This is a genomic window from Alteromonas sp. AWJ4_197, from assembly GCF_056160285.1.
This window is the reverse complement of sequence record NZ_JBSWWW010000002.1, coordinates 138048-153841: the sequence shown is the minus strand read 5'-3', so window position 1 is coordinate 153841 and position 15794 is coordinate 138048. Positions and strand designations below refer to the sequence as shown.

Annotated in this window: 17 protein-coding genes; 11 read left to right on the top strand and 6 right to left on the bottom strand. The window is 48.9% G+C overall.

Annotated elements, in window-relative coordinates:
* Window positions 1–5: 5 nt before the first annotated feature.
* The 5 genes from ACXAGC_RS04130 to ACXAGC_RS04110 form a co-directional block, all read right to left on the bottom strand.
* Complete coding sequence (locus ACXAGC_RS04130; protein WP_474842646.1) at window positions 6–422, bottom strand: DUF350 domain-containing protein; 417 nt, start codon at window positions 420–422, stop codon at window positions 6–8.
* Window positions 423–440: 18 nt separating this feature from the next.
* Window positions 441–1097: a YjfK family protein gene (locus tag ACXAGC_RS04125; protein WP_474842644.1), complete on the bottom strand. Its 657-nt coding sequence runs from the start codon at window positions 1095–1097 to the stop codon at window positions 441–443.
* A 3-nt stretch (window positions 1098–1100) separates the two neighbouring features.
* Window positions 1101–2153, bottom strand: a complete 1053-nt coding sequence (locus tag ACXAGC_RS04120; RefSeq protein WP_474842642.1) for a potassium channel family protein — start codon at window positions 2151–2153, stop codon at window positions 1101–1103.
* A gap of 113 nt (window positions 2154–2266) precedes the next feature.
* Window positions 2267–2947, bottom strand: coding sequence for a PspA/IM30 family protein (locus ACXAGC_RS04115; RefSeq protein ID WP_474842640.1), 681 nt, complete (start codon window positions 2945–2947; stop codon window positions 2267–2269).
* 17 nt (window positions 2948–2964) lie between these two features.
* Window positions 2965–3354 (bottom strand): DUF2170 family protein, encoded by a 390-nt coding sequence (locus ACXAGC_RS04110; protein ID WP_119502032.1) that lies wholly within the window; start codon window positions 3352–3354, stop codon window positions 2965–2967.
* A gap of 185 nt (window positions 3355–3539) precedes the next feature.
* Between ACXAGC_RS04110 and ACXAGC_RS04105 the strand changes: the two genes are divergently transcribed.
* From ACXAGC_RS04105 to secF, 6 genes are all read left to right on the top strand, one after another.
* Complete coding sequence (locus ACXAGC_RS04105) at window positions 3540–3797, top strand: DUF6471 domain-containing protein (protein WP_119502031.1); 258 nt, start codon at window positions 3540–3542, stop codon at window positions 3795–3797.
* Between the two features lie 239 nt (window positions 3798–4036).
* Window positions 4037–5086, top strand: coding sequence for a tRNA preQ1(34) S-adenosylmethionine ribosyltransferase-isomerase QueA (queA, locus tag ACXAGC_RS04100; protein ID WP_474842637.1), 1050 nt, complete (start codon window positions 4037–4039; stop codon window positions 5084–5086).
* A 139-nt stretch (window positions 5087–5225) separates the two neighbouring features.
* The gene (tgt, locus tag ACXAGC_RS04095) at window positions 5226–6338 is read left to right on the top strand and encodes a tRNA guanosine(34) transglycosylase Tgt (RefSeq protein ID WP_474842635.1); all 1113 of its coding nucleotides are present in this window, start codon (window positions 5226–5228) and stop codon (window positions 6336–6338) included.
* A gap of 27 nt (window positions 6339–6365) precedes the next feature.
* Window positions 6366–6704: a preprotein translocase subunit YajC gene (gene yajC / locus ACXAGC_RS04090; RefSeq protein ID WP_119502028.1), complete on the top strand. Its 339-nt coding sequence runs from the start codon at window positions 6366–6368 to the stop codon at window positions 6702–6704.
* 53 nt (window positions 6705–6757) lie between these two features.
* On the top strand, window positions 6758–8602 hold the full coding sequence (secD, locus tag ACXAGC_RS04085) for a protein translocase subunit SecD (protein WP_119502027.1): 1845 nt from the start codon (window positions 6758–6760) through the stop codon (window positions 8600–8602).
* Window positions 8603–8614: 12 nt separating this feature from the next.
* On the top strand, window positions 8615–9556 hold the full coding sequence (gene secF, locus ACXAGC_RS04080; protein ID WP_119502026.1) for a protein translocase subunit SecF: 942 nt from the start codon (window positions 8615–8617) through the stop codon (window positions 9554–9556).
* A gap of 224 nt (window positions 9557–9780) precedes the next feature.
* On the opposite strand, the gene suhB is transcribed toward secF, so the two are convergent.
* Window positions 9781–10557, bottom strand: a complete 777-nt coding sequence (gene suhB / locus ACXAGC_RS04075) for an inositol-1-monophosphatase (RefSeq protein ID WP_474842631.1) — start codon at window positions 10555–10557, stop codon at window positions 9781–9783.
* 206 nt (window positions 10558–10763) lie between these two features.
* On the opposite strand from suhB, the gene trmJ reads away from it, so the two are divergent.
* The 5 genes from trmJ to sufB all read left to right on the top strand — a co-directional run bounded on the left by trmJ (window position 10764) and on the right by sufB (window position 15792).
* Window positions 10764–11477 carry a tRNA (cytosine(32)/uridine(32)-2'-O)-methyltransferase TrmJ gene (gene trmJ / locus ACXAGC_RS04070; RefSeq protein ID WP_474842629.1) on the top strand — a complete coding sequence of 238 codons (714 nt, stop codon included), beginning with the start codon at window positions 10764–10766 and terminating at the stop codon, window positions 11475–11477.
* A gap of 10 nt (window positions 11478–11487) precedes the next feature.
* The gene (gene cysE / locus ACXAGC_RS04065) at window positions 11488–12309 is read left to right on the top strand and encodes a serine O-acetyltransferase (protein ID WP_474842627.1); all 822 of its coding nucleotides are present in this window, start codon (window positions 11488–11490) and stop codon (window positions 12307–12309) included.
* A gap of 102 nt (window positions 12310–12411) precedes the next feature.
* Window positions 12412–12900: a Fe-S cluster assembly transcriptional regulator IscR gene (iscR, locus tag ACXAGC_RS04060; protein WP_119502022.1), complete on the top strand. Its 489-nt coding sequence runs from the start codon at window positions 12412–12414 to the stop codon at window positions 12898–12900.
* A complete protein-coding gene (locus ACXAGC_RS04055; protein ID WP_474842625.1) occupies window positions 12897–14063 on the top strand; it encodes an IscS subfamily cysteine desulfurase in 1167 nt (388 codons plus the stop codon). Before iscR ends, ACXAGC_RS04055 begins: the two co-directional genes overlap by 4 nt.
* A 292-nt stretch (window positions 14064–14355) precedes the next feature.
* Entirely contained in the window at window positions 14356–15792 is a 1437-nt protein-coding gene (gene sufB, locus ACXAGC_RS04050; protein ID WP_303573030.1) for a Fe-S cluster assembly protein SufB, read from the top strand.
* Window positions 15793–15794 lie beyond the last annotated feature (2 nt).

Sequence of the window (15794 nt, the reverse complement as noted above, 5' to 3'; positions counted from 1 at the left end):
CCGAATCAGTATGTCATACAAGCAGCGTTCAGCAGACCCACTGCCACTGACATGGCAGCAAGCATGATCCCTGCGGAAACTTCATTGTTGTTAATGCGTTCTGCGATTTTCGGCATAAAGGTAAAGCGCAGCAGTGCAAAAGCAAATGACTGGGCGACGATGGCAATCACGCCCCACAGCGCGAAATCCACAATGGATACAGCATTAGAAGCTGCACCTGAAAGGGCGATAGCGAAGCCAATCAACGCGCCGCCAAAACCGGTGGCCGCAGCTACATTCTGTTCCTCTTTGACCAGTTTCCATTCGTCATGCGGGGTGACCATGGCGTATACGATTTTAAATACAAACAAAAAGGCGACAGAGATAGCAAAGTACAAGGCGAAATTATCCAGCCCTGCTAATGATTGAATGATAGTGTCCATTAGGTACGTATCCTTTTATTAACCGTTAATAGTAATGTCGGCGGGCTCAATATCGAACCCTGTGCTTATCACCAGACAGCGGTCTGCATTGTGACCTACAATTTTTTCTTCACCGGCTACCAGCAGCGACTCTGTGCGTCCGTTATCAAGGGGACGTTCATACAGCATCATAAACTGGTCAGTTGTACTGACATCACCATCTTCTTCATAGGTGGTTTCAGTAACAGCAACCGGCGGTGATATTTCACCGACAGCGTCCCATACACGGTGATAATCGTGTCCGTTAAGCGTGTAAACGGGCCTTGAAATCACAGAACTTAATGCTTCTTTCCACTGGGCTTCATTGCCGATGGTTTTAGTTTCGTAAAAGTACCACAGCTTAACGTCGGTAATATAGTTTTCTGTGAGACCACCATCAGTGACAATTTGCAGGAAGCCGTCATCGTCAGTGTAATAACGCAGCAAAGTACCACCACTGTCCAGCGGGGCTTCTCCCACCGCCTGAATCAGTTGGGAACGGGCCGCGCCTTCGATGGTAAGTTGCGGTTCCAGCAGCTTAAGTTTCAGATCATCCAGTTCAAATGAACCGCCCAGATATAATCCCATGATTTCAGGAGATTTGGGTTTTGCTTTTTCTGTGTCTTTCTTACTTCTGCCAAACAATTTGCCAAACATTGATTACGCTCCTAATGTTTGCCAGTTAATATCGTTCAACCGGCTGCCGGCGATGTAAAACACTTTGTCACCGCCACAAATGGTATGTGAGAAATCAGGGTTGAGAACCATATTTTTATACACGCCGCCGGGGGCGTAGCCAATAAGAATGGCGTTATATTCACGTTTAAAATTATTAAACACATGCTCTACGGCAAGAGACTGGATATCCGCCGGCACCTGGGCTGAAAATTGTGCCTGACCGTCGTCAACGCTGATTAAATCGTGATGCAGCATACTGGAACCGGGATCAAAAGCTGCTTTCGCCAGCATTTCAACGGCCACTGACGGTGTACACTCAACTTTTGGACAATGCATCTGCAGCAGGGGAACCAGCGTATCGTCAGTAAAGTACGCGACTTTGTGGGCATCCGGATTGCGGTTAGTGCAATAAAGGGCTGTGGTTAACGTCACGTCATCCTGCGGATTGTCCATGAGAATGGTTCTTGCGGTGGCGACGCAGGCCTTGTCCATATCTTCATCGCGGTTAAATGAATCAACTTTCACAAATTCAATTTTGTCCGGCATGGGGTTGTGAATATCTGCTTTTACACACAGCACGATTTCCGGCTTATCCGGCAGGGCTTCCCGCTCTTTAAGCAGTAAATCCAGCAACAGCAGAGTTTTGTTTTCATTCCAGCCGATAACCAGAATGTGATTTTCAACATGTAATGGTTTCATTCCTAACAGTCCTCTTTGCCAGTGATGGCTCACCCATGCCGCAATGCGGCCCACTACCATCGCGAAAATACTCAATCCCACCGGAATTACATACAGCGATACGATAATTTTACCTGCCGGTGTGACCGGTGACAGATCGCCATAACCGACAGTTGAGGCGGTAACAGCCATCCAGTAAAAAAAGTCTGCATGGCTGGTCAGCGCTTCTTCTCCCGCAGCAGACAGCATCAACCATGCGAGTAAGCCGTAGATAAAAGTGATGGTGACAATGGTGTACCAGCGGGATTCGGAAAAATACCGCAGCATGAGTTTACGAATGTGGGTCCATGAAGCCATGGTGTATGGATGCGTCCCTGATGATTATTTCTGAGCTAAGCAGTATGACGTAAAAGCAATTTCCGGTGCAAGTCACAAAAAGTAAGGGGGCGTGTCAGCCCCCTTAGCATTAATTACTTACCCAGAATCCGGCTCAGTTCATCATCTGCAGATGATTTTCCGCCTTTGATACCTGCCTCAGACAGGCGTTTTTCCAGATCGCTGGTGGACTCTTCAGCCGCCAGCTCTTCGGCAGCCTGCAACTCAGCGGTGCGAAGTTTTTGCTTTTCCTGAATCCGCGATAAAGATTCGGTCGCAGTCTTCATTTTACTGTTCGCACCCATATGGCGTGAAGATACAGCTACCTGTGCTTTTTGCACACTTTCAGTCGCCTTTACCATATCTACCTGCTGTTCCAGGCGGCGCAGGTTTGCTTTGGCCTGCTGAATATTTTGAGCCAGTTGCTTCTCGGATTGTTTGAACTGGTCAAGGTATTGCTGTTCCTGTTCCTGCTCAGCTTTCAAATCAGACACTTTTTGTGCACAATCCAGTGCCAGTTGACGGTCTGTATCAACCGCCTTGCGGGCATGGGCTTCGTATTCAGCGATAGAAGCACTGAAGCTGTCTACCTTCTGTTGCGATAATTTGCATTTCGCGAGGATTTGCGTGCGGGCATGATCAGATTTACGTAACTCTTCTTTTGCTTCACGGATCTCCTGCTCAAGAATTCTGATTGCCTGACTGTCGGCTACGGCTTGCGCAGCTTCAGTGGCACCACCTTTCACAGCTGTTACTAATTTTTTCCAAACAGACATTCGCTTCTCCTGTCAGGTTATTTTAAATGCGTTTCGTAGGCATCTAAGAAAGACGCTACGTTTTGAAACAAGGTTTCAACTTCGATCACGATACTTTCAGGCTTTGACTGGGCACTCAGTGCGCCAAAAGCTGTGTAGTATTCATCACCACCAATGGTGGAAATACCTACTGTCGTCAGCGGAAATACCATGTGCGTTGACAGAATCTCGTGATCCAAAGCCGGCTTGTCTTTTACATCGGAAGCCGGGAATAACAGACTTTCCACCAGGATCTGCTCGCCACTCAATGCCAGCCAGGCATCAATGCCATCCTGATTAGCAATAAGAAGACAGCCTTCTTCACGGGTGATGACAAAGTCGTCGTGTTCTTGCAAGAGGGATTCAAGCTTTTCCAGATCCCACGTCATAACGTCTCTCCTTTACGATTGAAGCGAAAATGTCGACAACACTGTAAACGACTTTTAAAGTGCACGACAACATTCACGGGGTTCAGTGTAGACAGGTTGGGGCAAAGTAGTCAATAATCAATACCTCTTTTATGTGTAAAAAAGTGTGTTTTTGTAAAGTATAACTCACAAATGGTGGTTTTCTGATGGCGAAAAATAATTGGCGGCAAGCAGTGGCAAGGCTCGTAAAGTCAGAAATGTCGGTGAGAGGTGTTAAATATCAGGCACTTAGTGACCGGTTAGCCGAAATTGGGGTGGAGCAGAGTGCAGATAACCTGCGAAACAAAGTGAATAAAGGTATTATGGGGGCTGATTTGTTTTTGCAGATCATGATGGTGTTAAATGCCCGGCCACTTGCTATGCAGGCCGTCGGTGACATTCTTAACGATATGGATGATGACTGAGACGTCCACCAGGGTAATCAGGAATTAAGGTAATCCTGTGAAACAGATAAAAAAAACCCGGTAAAGCTACCGGGTCAGAATAGGATCTGTTTGGGAGAACATCATCACTATCTGTACGTATCTTAAGCGTTTAAGTCCGCGCTGTATAATGTTTATGCGTATTTCGGTATATATATAGTTATCTAAAAATATACGTGCGTATATTTACGAGTTTTAATTTACTGATTTTGAAGTGAAAAATGAAGTTATCTGATTTTAGTTTCGAGCTGCCAGAGCATTTAATTGCCAAATATCCTACAGAAAAACGTCGTGCCAGCCGTCTTCTGTGCCTGGATGGAAATACCGGTTCAGTTAAACATCAGCAGTTCGCTGAGATGCTGTCTCTGGTAGATGAAGGTGACTTGCTGGTATTCAACAATACCCGGGTAATTCCCGCGCGGCTGAGAGGTAGAAAAGCCTCCGGCGGCCAGGTGGAAGTGCTGGTAGAGCGGATCTTAGATAATAATCAGGTACTGGCCCACGTGCGTGCCAGTAAGGCGCCCAAACCCGGTACTCAATTGTTGCTGGAAGAAAAGGTGCACGTCACCGTGACGGGCAGGGAAGGCGCGCTATTTCTCATTCATTTTGATGATGCGGCTTCAGTACTTTCTCAACTTGAGCAATATGGCCATATGCCGCTGCCTCCTTACATTGACCGTGCTGATGAAAGCAGTGATAAAGAGCGTTACCAGACTGTTTATAATCAGAAGCCGGGCGCAGTGGCTGCACCGACAGCCGGATTACATTTTGACGACGACATGCTGACCGCCCTGCGGGCTAAAGGTGTGAATCTGGCGTTCGTCACCTTGCACGTCGGGGCCGGCACATTTCAGCCGGTACGTGTTGATAATATTCAGGAACACGTTATGCACTCGGAGTATGCCGAAGTGCCGCAGAATGTGACAGATGCCGTAGTGGCCACCAAAGCTGCAGGTAAACGGGTTATTGCCGTGGGTACTACTTCGGTACGTTCGCTGGAGTCGGCTGCAAAAGCCGCCGGTGATGATCTGATCCGGCCTTTCTTTGATGATACTGATATTTTCATCTATCCGGGTTTCAATTTTAAAGTCGTGGATGCCATGTTTACGAACTTTCACTTGCCGGAGTCCACACTGATGATGTTGATCAGTGCATTTGCCGGCAGAGAACATGTCATGAAAGCCTATCAGGATGCCATTGCAAATGAATACCGTTTCTTCAGTTACGGCGACAGCATGTTCATTGAAAAAGCGCAAAGCCAGCCGGCATAAACAGCAGGGTTGCGTTTAATTTCAGGGTTACCGCGCTGCAGAGCATGATCTGTACGCTGAAACTGGTATAATCGCCGCCAAATTTTTTATTTACGCCAGCTGCGCATCGCCCGCTGGTGATTTCGGGATACAGTTTTTAATGCAATTTGAACTACTTAAAACCGATGGCAAAGCCAGACGCGGCCGTCTGGTATTCGACAGAGGCGTGGTAGAAACACCGGCTTTTATGCCTGTAGGCACCTATGGCACTGTAAAAGGGATGACCCCTGAAGAGCTGAAGGACAGCGGCGCGCACATTTGCTTGGGCAATACTTTCCACCTGATGTTGCGTCCGGGCACCGGTATCATAAAGCAACATGGTGATCTTCACGATTTTATGCACTGGGATAAGCCAATCCTTACCGACTCCGGTGGTTTTCAGGTGTTCAGTCTTGGCGACCTGCGCAAGATCACCGAAGAAGGCGTGACCTTCCGTTCACCGATCAATGGTGAAAAAATCTTGCTGACACCTGAAAAATCCATGGAAGTGCAGCGGGATCTCGGCTCTGATATCGTCATGATCTTTGATGAATGTACTCCTTATCCGGCAACGGAACAGGAAGCGCGGATCTCAATGGAGCTTTCCTTACGTTGGGCCAAACGCAGTAAAGAAGCCCACGGCGATAATCCGTCAGCATTGTTTGGTATTGTGCAGGGCGGTATGTATGAAGGCCTTCGTGACGTATCACTGACCGGTCTTGAAGAAATTGGCTTTGATGGTTACGCCATTGGCGGTTTGTCTGTGGGTGAGCCCAAAGAGGACATGATCCGCATTATTGAACACACGGCACCTAAAATTCCGCAGGACAAGCCCCGTTATCTGATGGGTGTGGGTAAACCGGAAGATTTAGTGGAATCCGTTCGTCGCGGCATTGATATGTTTGACTGCGTAATGCCAACACGGAACGCCCGCAACGGTCATCTGTTTGTCACTGAAGGTGTGGTAAAAATCCGCAACGCCAAACATCGCAACGATACGTCGCCACTGGACGAAAACTGCGATTGTTACACTTGTAAAAACTATTCACGCTCATATCTCCATCATCTGGACAAATGTAATGAGATCCTGGGCGCCCGTCTGAATACGATTCACAATCTGCGGTATTACCAGCGTGTCATGCAAGGTTTGCGTGATGCCATTGACGCAGATGATTTAGACGGATTCGTAAAAGAATTTTACGCACAAAAAGGTTTGCCGGTTCCGGCACTATAACAACAACATTTAAAAAATGAGGAAATTATGAGCTTGTTTATTTCTAACGCTTACGCGCAATCCGCCGGTGGTCAACCACAGGGTGGCGGTTTCGAAATGCTCATTATGCTGGGTGTATTCGGTCTTATCTTCTACTTCCTGCTTTACCGCCCGCAAGCCAAGCGCGTTAAAGAGCATAAAAATCTGGTCTCTTCACTGGGCAAAGGGGATGAAATTCTCACCCAGGGGGGCCTGGTCGGACGCATCACTAAGGTATCTGAAGAAAAAGACTTTATTGAAATTGCGTTAAACGATGAAACCAATATCGTCATCCAGAAAACCTCTGTTTCTGCAGTGCTGCCAAAAGGCACCATGAAATCGATTTAAGCTATGCTGCCAGAGCCGGGATTTTCCCGGCTCTCTGGTAAAAGGAAGTTCCTGTGTTAAATAAAAACTCGATCTGGAAAGTGCTGGTGGTCATTTTTATTATTGGCCTCTGTGCATTATATGCACTTCCCAACATTTACGGTGAAGATAACGCCGTGCAGATTTCTGCCGGACGCGATGCAAAAGTTGATGAACAACTGGTTACCCGCGTTCAGGACGCACTGAAAGCCAACAATATCAGTGTTAAGAAAACCGAATTCGAAAACGAGCAAATCCTGGTTCGCCTGAACAGCAGTGATGCACAGCTTCGCGCCCGTGAATTACTGGAAAAAGAACTGGGTACAGATTATTACGTCGCTATGAACCTGGCGCCGGATACGCCGGAGTGGCTGGAAAACCTTGGTGGTTCTCCCATGAAGCTGGGTCTGGATTTGCGTGGCGGTGTTCACTTTCTGATGGAAGTGGATATGAGCGAGGCAATCAAGAAATCTCTGGAAGATGCAGAAAACGGTTTCAGAACCTCGCTGCGTGAAGAAGGTCTGCGCTATCGTACCGTGTCCCAGCATGATGATTATCTGGATATCACGTTCCGTGATCAGGAGACGCTGGAAAAAGCAGAGTTCTTCCTGCGCAACCAGAACCGTGATCTGAGCTTTGAAGAAGTGGAGGGTATGAAATTACGCGCCGCTTTCTCTGAGGCGAAATTATCTGAAATCCGTGACAACGCAGTAAAACAAAACATCACCATCATCCGCAACCGTGTAAACCAGTTAGGTGTTGCTGAGCCTGTTGTACAGAAACAGGGTGCAGACCGTATTGTGGTGCAGTTGCCGGGTATTCAGGATACTGCAAGGGCAAAAGAAATTTTGAATGCCACTGCAACGCTGGAATTCCGCATGGTGGACTTAGACCACGATGTTGCTGATGCTGTTAATGGCCGTGTGCCGGCCGGGTCTCAACTGATTAACGACCAGAGCGGCCGTCCTCAGTTGCTTGAAAAACGCATAATGCTTACCGGTAACCACATCACTGACGCAAACAGCGGTGTTGATGAATACGGTATCCCGCAGGTAAACATCTCGCTGGATTCCGAGGGTGGTAATAAGATGTCCCGTTCTACCCGCAGCAATATCGGCAAGCCTATGGCGACGGTTTTCATCGAGTATAAGTCGACCGGTGAACGTAATGACGCCGGTAAACTGATTTTCGAAAAGCATGAAGAAGTGATCAGTATCGCAACGATTCGTGCGCAGTTGGGCAGCAGCTTCCGTATTACCGGTCTGGATTCTCCGAAAGAAGCCCGTGACCTGTCTTTACTGCTGCGTGCCGGAGCACTGATTGCCCCCATTCAAATTGTTGAAGAACGTACTGTTGGTCCTAGTCTGGGTGCAGAAAACATCGCAATGGGTATGCAGGCCATCGTTTGGGGTCTGGCAGCGGTTCTGATTTTCATGATTGTTTACTACAAAGCGTTTGGCTTGATTGCCAATGTGGCTCTGGTGAGCAACCTGGTGATCATCATCGGTGTGATGTCTATGATCCCCGGCGCGACCCTGACCTTACCGGGCATGGCGGGTATTGTATTGACCGTTGGTATGGCGGTAGACGCCAACGTACTGATTTTCGAGCGTATTCGTGAAGAACTGCGTGACGGACGCAGTCCTCAGCAAGCCATTCATATGGGCTATGACAGCGCGTTTTCTACCATCCTCGATGCAAACGTGACTACCTTTATTGCCGGTATGATCCTGTTTGCTGTGGGTACAGGTCCGATTAAAGGCTTCTCCATCACGCTGATGATTGGTATTGCGACATCCATGTTTACCGCTATTCTGGTAACCCGTGTGATCACCAATGCAATCTGGGGCGGCCGCCGCGTCACTTCGCTGCCGATATAAGGAACCGTTACTATGCAATTTTTATCTTTGAACCATACGGTTAACTTTATGCGGTTGCGTGTGGCAACCATGATCCTGTCAACTGTGCTTATCCTCGGCTCACTGGTGTCGCTGGGCATGAACAGTCTGAACTGGGGTCTGGACTTCACAGGCGGAACACTCATTGAAGTGGGTTATGAAGAATCCGCTGATCTTGAGAAGATCCGTTCTGAGCTGGCCGGAGCAGATTTTGCTGATGCCGTTGTGCAAAACTTCGGTAGCAGTCAGGATGTGCTTATCCGCATCGCGCCGCGAGATGGTGTAAAAGCCTCTGCCATTGGCGATCAGGTACTTGCTGCACTGCGTGCTGACGGTGAAACCGTAGACATGCGTCGTATTGAGTTCGTTGGTCCGCAGGTGGGTGATGAACTGACAGAGCAGGGCGGTCTCGCCATGCTGGTGGCACTGCTGTGTATTCTTGTGTACGTTGCCATGCGGTTCGAATGGCGCTTTGCGCTGGGTTCTGTGGCCGCGCTGGTACACGACGTTATTCTTACTCTGGGTTTGTTTTCTGTACTGCAAATCGAATTTGATTTGACTGTACTGGCCGCCGTGCTGGCGGTTATCGGTTACTCGCTGAACGATACCATCGTTGTATGCGACCGTATCCGTGAAAACTTCCGCAAGATTCGTAAGGGTGAGCCTACAGAGATTGTAAATATCTCTCTGTCGCAAACCTTGAATCGTACCATCATTACTTCACTGACCACGGTGCTGGTACTGGTTGCGCTTTTCTATAAAGGCGGTGCGCTTATTCACGGTTTCGCAACAGCGCTGCTGTTTGGTGTTGCGGTAGGTACGTACTCTTCAATCTACATTGCCAGCTCTGTTGCGCTGGCACTGGGGATCAGTAAAGAAGATCTGATGCCTCCGCAGGTAGAGAAAGAAGGTGCCGATATGGACCCGCTTCCGTAAACAAATACGGGAGTACGATATTGAAGAAGGTCGCTTTGTAAGCGGCCTTTTTTATGACCTGTTTGCCGGTATTAAATGACGGTTTATATGGTGGAATTTGAACAGCCGTTATAAGTTACAGAATCTTTTCAGGGCATCAATAACAAAAAAGGCCAGCGGGTTTGCGCTGGCCTTTGAAAGCATTTTAACTTCCGTGGAAGTGTGCTTCCTGATTCAGGTGCTGCTTATTTCAGATGCTTTACGAGGCCCTGAACCACTTTCGGGCTGCCGGCTACGATTTCACCCTTATAAAGCGGGTCGTTGTTACCTTTAAAATCAGTTACCAGGCCGCCTGCTTCACGCACCAGCAGTTCACCTGCTGCAATGTCCCATGCTTTAATACCACGTTCCCAGTAACCGTCAACACGGCCGGCTGCAACGTAAGCCAGATCCAGTGCTGCACTGCCAGCGCGGCGGATATCGCCACATTCGTGGAAGATTTTGTTCAGGCCGAGGGCATACTCACCAAAATGTGCTTTGTTTTTAAACGGCAGGGCAGTAGCCAGTACAGTTTCAGTGAGATCGCGGGGTTTGGTTACACGGATACGGTAGCCGTTCAACTGGGCGCCCTGACCACGGCTGGCGGTGAAAATTTCACTGCGGATTGGATCAAAAACAACAGCCTGGTCAAGACGACCTTTGTGCAGAAGAGCTATGGAAACACAGAAATGGGGGATACCTTTTACAAAGTTGGTGGTTCCGTCCAGTGGATCAATAACCCACTGAAAATCTGAATCTTTACCGTGGGTTTCGCCACTTTCTTCACCCAGAAAGCTGTGGTCCGGGTAAGACTGCTGAATTTTGTTAATAATCGCCTTTTCGGCTTCTTTGTCGATTTGCGTTACGTAGTCATTGGCGCCTTTCACTTCTTTCGTCAGGTCAGCACGATTCTCAAAACCGCGCACAATGATTGTTCCGGCAACACGCGCAGCGCGCACCGCAATATTCAGCATAGGATGCATAAGTAAACCACCAATTGTAAAAGATCATAGTAAACGTTGTACGGAAATTGACCATACACGTTGAAAGCGCGCGAAGTTTAACAGAGCCGCTAAAATATGCAATGGCCGGCGGCGAAAAAATGGCCTCTGCAGGGCGGGGTAAATAGCCATCCAGAAAGCTATTGTGCTATTATCCGCCACCCGCAAAACAGGTGAAGGTAACACGCATGCTCGACAACATCCGGATAGTACTGGTTAATACATCCCACACAGGCAATATTGGTTCAACCGCAAGGGCGATGAAAACCATGGGCCTGAGTAACCTGTATCTGGTTGATCCTGTGAGTGCGCCGGATGGCCACGCCAGTGCGTTAGCTGCCGGCGCCGGTGATGTGCTGGCAAAAGCGAAAACTGTTGCCACGCTTCAGGAAGCGGTTGCTGACTGCGGACTGGTCGTCGGGACTTCTGCACGTTCAAGAACTCACTCCTGGCCAATGCTGGAACCCCGCAGCTGCGGTCGTAAACTGATTGAAGAAGTACCGGATTATCCGGTGGCACTGGTATTTGGCCGTGAAAATAACGGTCTGACGAATGAAGAGCTGCAGCAATGCCATTTCCATGTGTGCATTCCCGCCAATCCGGAATACAGCTCACTGAATCTTGCCGCCGCAGTACAGACATTATGCTATGAAGTGCGCATGGCGTGGCTGGAGAAAGATGCGTTCCCGCCCACTGAAAATGACTACCCATTAAACGAAGATCTGGAACGTTTTTACCAGCACCTCGAACAAACCCTTACCGGTACAAACTTTATTGTTAAGAACCATCCGGGCATGGTGATGACCAAATTACGCCGTCTGTTCAACCGTGCCCGTCCGGAAAGTCAGGAACTGAACATTCTGCGCGGCATTTTGTCGTCCATCGACAAAGCCGTAAAGTGAGGGTTGTACCGTGTTTCCGCAAATAAAAGAAGATATAAAAGGCGTCTTTCACCGTGACCCTGCGGCAAGGAATACCTTTGAAGTACTGACCAATTACCCCGGCCTGCATGCTATCTGGCTGCACAGGATCAGTCATAAGCTGTGGAAACACGACTTAAAATGGCTGGCGCGCACGTTGTCTACCTTCAGCCGCTGGCTAACGGGTATCGAAATTCACCCGGGCGCCACACTTGGCAGACGAGTATTCATCGACCATGGCATGGGGGTTGTCATTGGTGAAACGGCGGTTATTGGTGATGACGTCACTTTGTATCATGGTGTCACGCTGGGTGGTACAAGCTGGAAGGCCGGAAAACGTCATCCTACCCTGGAGAAAAACGTGGTCGTCGGTGCCGGTGCGAAAGTGCTTGGCCCCATCGTGATTGCTGAGGGGGCAAAAATCGGCTCCAACTCAGTTGTTGTCAAGGATACACCGGCCGGAGCAACGGTGGTGGGCATTCCCGGACGCATCGTTAAAACCCAAAAAACTGCATCAGATGTTCCGCAAGTTACCCGTCGTCACCAGATTGCCGAGAAATACGGTTTCGATGCCTACGCCGTTTCTACTGACAATCCGGACCCGGTTGCCAATGCCATGGGCGTTATGCTTGAGCATATTCACCAGATGGACAATAAGGTGGAAGAACTCTGCGGCGTTATCCGCGCAATGGGCGGTGATGTGTGTACTGACAATCTGCATGCTATTAAAGCTGAAGACTTCGCTGATACGGGGATTGATCCTGTGGTGCCTCAACAGGGTGAAGTGCAGGACGATTTTGACCCGAAAATCTGATTAAGCTGATAGATAATACCTGACTAATTTACCAGGTTAAATACTTGACCATTTTAGTCGGGAATGTAACAATTCCTGCCTGAAAAAGGCTGGGAGAAAGTCATGAAATTAACGTCAAAAGGGCGCTACGCCGTTACAGCTATGCTGGATGTTGCGTTGCATTCAACCCGCGGTCCCGTGCCGCTGGCTGACATTTCCGAGCGTCAGGAAATTTCCTTATCATATTTAGAGCAACTGTTCTCCAGACTTCGTAAAGAGAAGCTGGTAGACAGTGTACGTGGTCCGGGCGGCGGTTATCTGCTGGGCCGCGATGCCATGCGAATTGCTGTGGGTGAAGTCATCCGCGCCGTTGATGAATCCGTTGATGCTACCCGCTGTCAGGGACAGGCGGATTGTCAGGGCGGTGAACGTTGCCTGACTCACAGCCTTTGGCAGGATCTGAGCGACCGTATCAGCGTGTTCCTGGATTCCATTACGTTGGGTGAACTGATGTCTCAGCGTGAAGTGCAGGAAGTGGCCGGGCGCCAGGATAAGCAAACATCCATCATTAAACCTCTGGAAGACATCAAGGTTAGCATTCAGTTGTCATGACTCAAGCCCGTACACAACCCGTTTATTTAGATTATGCCGCCACCACACCGGTTGATCCCCGTGTGGCAGAGAAAATGATGGCGTGCTTAACCATGGACGGAAACTTTGGAAATCCGGCCTCCCGTACGTATCGCTACGGCTGGATTGCTGAAGAAGCAGTAGATATCGCCCGTAATCAGATTGCAGATGTATTCAACTGCGATCCCAGAGAAATTGTTTTTACCTCAGGAGCCACTGAGTCCAACAACCTGGCGATAAAAGGTGCTGCTGAAGCTAACCTTAGCAAGGGTAAGCATATCATTACCGTTAACACTGAACATAAAGCCGTGCTGGATACCTGTGATGCACTGGTTGAAAGAGGCTTTGAAGTTACGGTACTGGCTGTGGACAGCGATGGTCTAATTACCTCTGAACAGATTGCCGGCGCTATGCGGGATGATACCGTTCTGGTAAGCGTGATGCATGCGAACAATGAAATCGGTGTGATTCAGGATATTGCAGCCATCGGTAAGTTATGTCGCGAAAGAGACATTCTGTTTCATGTGGATGCTGCGCAATCTGCCGGAAAGCTGCCGCTGGATCTCAGTGAACTCGATATTGATTTGTTGTCAGTGTCAGCACACAAAATTTATGGTCCGAAAGGTATTGGCGCGTTGTATGTGCGTCGTCGCCCTAAAGCGAAAATCTCTGCTCAAATTCACGGCGGAGGCCATGAGCGGGGCATGCGTTCCGGCACGCTGCCTGTTCACCAGATAGTTGGAATGGGTGAAGCCTTTGCCCTGGCTGAGGCCGGAATGGCTGAAGAAAGTCAGCGGATACGTGGTTTACGTGACCAGCTCTGGCAGGGCATCAGCCAGTTAGACAACGTCTATCTTAATGGTCACGCAGAACAGCGCTTGCCGGGAAATCTGAATGTCAGCTTTGGTGGCGTAGATGGCGAAAGCTTAATGATGGCACTGAATGATGTTGCCGTATCATCAGGTTCTGCATGTACATCTGCCAGCCTTGAGCCGTCTTATGTACTGGCTGCACTGGGCATGAGTGCGGAGCTGGCGCACAGCGGGATCCGCTTTACGGTTGGACGTTACACCACACAGGCTGACATTGAATACGTGATCAGCAAGGTAAGCAGTGTGGTTACCACACTTCGCAGCGCACAGTAGCAAGCACAAACAACCGGGCGGTTGACCATATCACAACCGCGTAAACATTGAACTGACGGCCTGTTTCGGGCATGATGCGCACGCTTTTTCCGGCGCGGCATCAGCGGTCTGTCAGCGTATAGCGCCCGGAGCAATTCTTGAGTGGATTACTCAGGTATTATACAATTTAACCGATTTATCGCGCTGGTCCGGCTGACAAACAATGTTTTGTTTTCAGTGATGCAAAGCAAGACCGACATGGCTTTGTAATGAAATGGACCCGCAATTTCAGGCAAACAGGTGAGATCCAATAATGAGTGAACAGATCGATCAGGCACTATCGCGTAAGTACGATGCCGGTTTCTATTCTGAAATCGAATCGGAAACCTTCGAAAGTGGACTGGACGAATCCGTTATCCGACGCATTTCAGAAATGAAAGGTGAGCCGGAGTGGATGCTTGAATGGCGTTTAAAAGCCTACAACGCATGGCTGCAAATGGAAGAACCGGAGTGGGCCCATGTGGAGTATCCTAAAGTGGACTTCCAGGCTATTTCTTACTATTCCGCACCGAAGAGTATGAAGGACAAACCTAAGTCGTTAGACGAGGTTGATCCTGAACTGCTGCGTACCTACGAAAAACTGGGTATTCCTCTGCACGAGCAGGAAATGCTGGCGGGCGTCGCTGTCGATGCGGTATTCGATTCAGTGTCGGTTGTGACTACATTCCGTGAAAAGCTGGAAGAAGCCGGTGTTATCTTTTGCCCGATTTCTGAAGCTGTTCACAAATATCCTGAGCTCATTAAGAAATACCTTGGCTCTGTGGTGCCGCGTACAGATAACTTCTATGCTGCACTGAATGGTGCGGTATTCACCGATGGTTCATTCGTATTTATTCCAAAAGGCGTTCGTTGCCCGATGGAACTGTCTACCTATTTCCGTATTAATGAACAAAATACCGGTCAGTTTGAGCGTACGCTGATAGTTGCCGAAGAAGGCAGTTACGTGTCGTATCTGGAAGGCTGTACTGCACCTCAGCGCGACGAGAACCAACTGCACGCCGCAGTGGTTGAACTGGTCGCCATGGATGACGCACAAATTAAGTACTCAACGGTGCAGAACTGGTATCCGGGTGACGAAGACGGTAAAGGCGGTATTTATAACTTCGTGACTAAGCGTGGTATTTGTCACACCAATGCCAAGATTTCCTGGACTCAGGTTGAAACCGGTTCTTCAGTTACCTGGAAGTATCCTTCCTGTGTACTTAAAGGTGATAACAGCGTGGGTGAATTCTACTCAGTAGCGCTGACCCGTGGACGCCAGCAAGCCGATACCGGTACGAAAATGATTCACCTGGGTAAAAATACCCGCTCCACCATTATCTCGAAAGGGATCTCCGCAGGTAAGAGCAATAATGCGTATCGCGGACTGGTGCAGATGGGCCCCCGTGCAGACGGTGCCCGTAACTTTACCGAATGTGACTCGCTGTTAATCGGCGATCAGTGCGGTGCACACACATTCCCGTATATTGAAAGCAGAAACCCTACCGCCATCGTAGAGCACGAAGCGACAACGTCGAAAGTGAGCGATGAGCAGTTATTTTTATGCCAGCAACGTGGTCTGGACGCGGAAAAAGCCGTGTCGATGATCGTTAACGGTTTCTGTAAAGAAGTATTCAAAGAGCTACCAATGGAATTTGCCGTTGAAGCTGGCAAGCTGCTCGAAATTAGTCTTGAAGGTTCAGTGGGGTAATA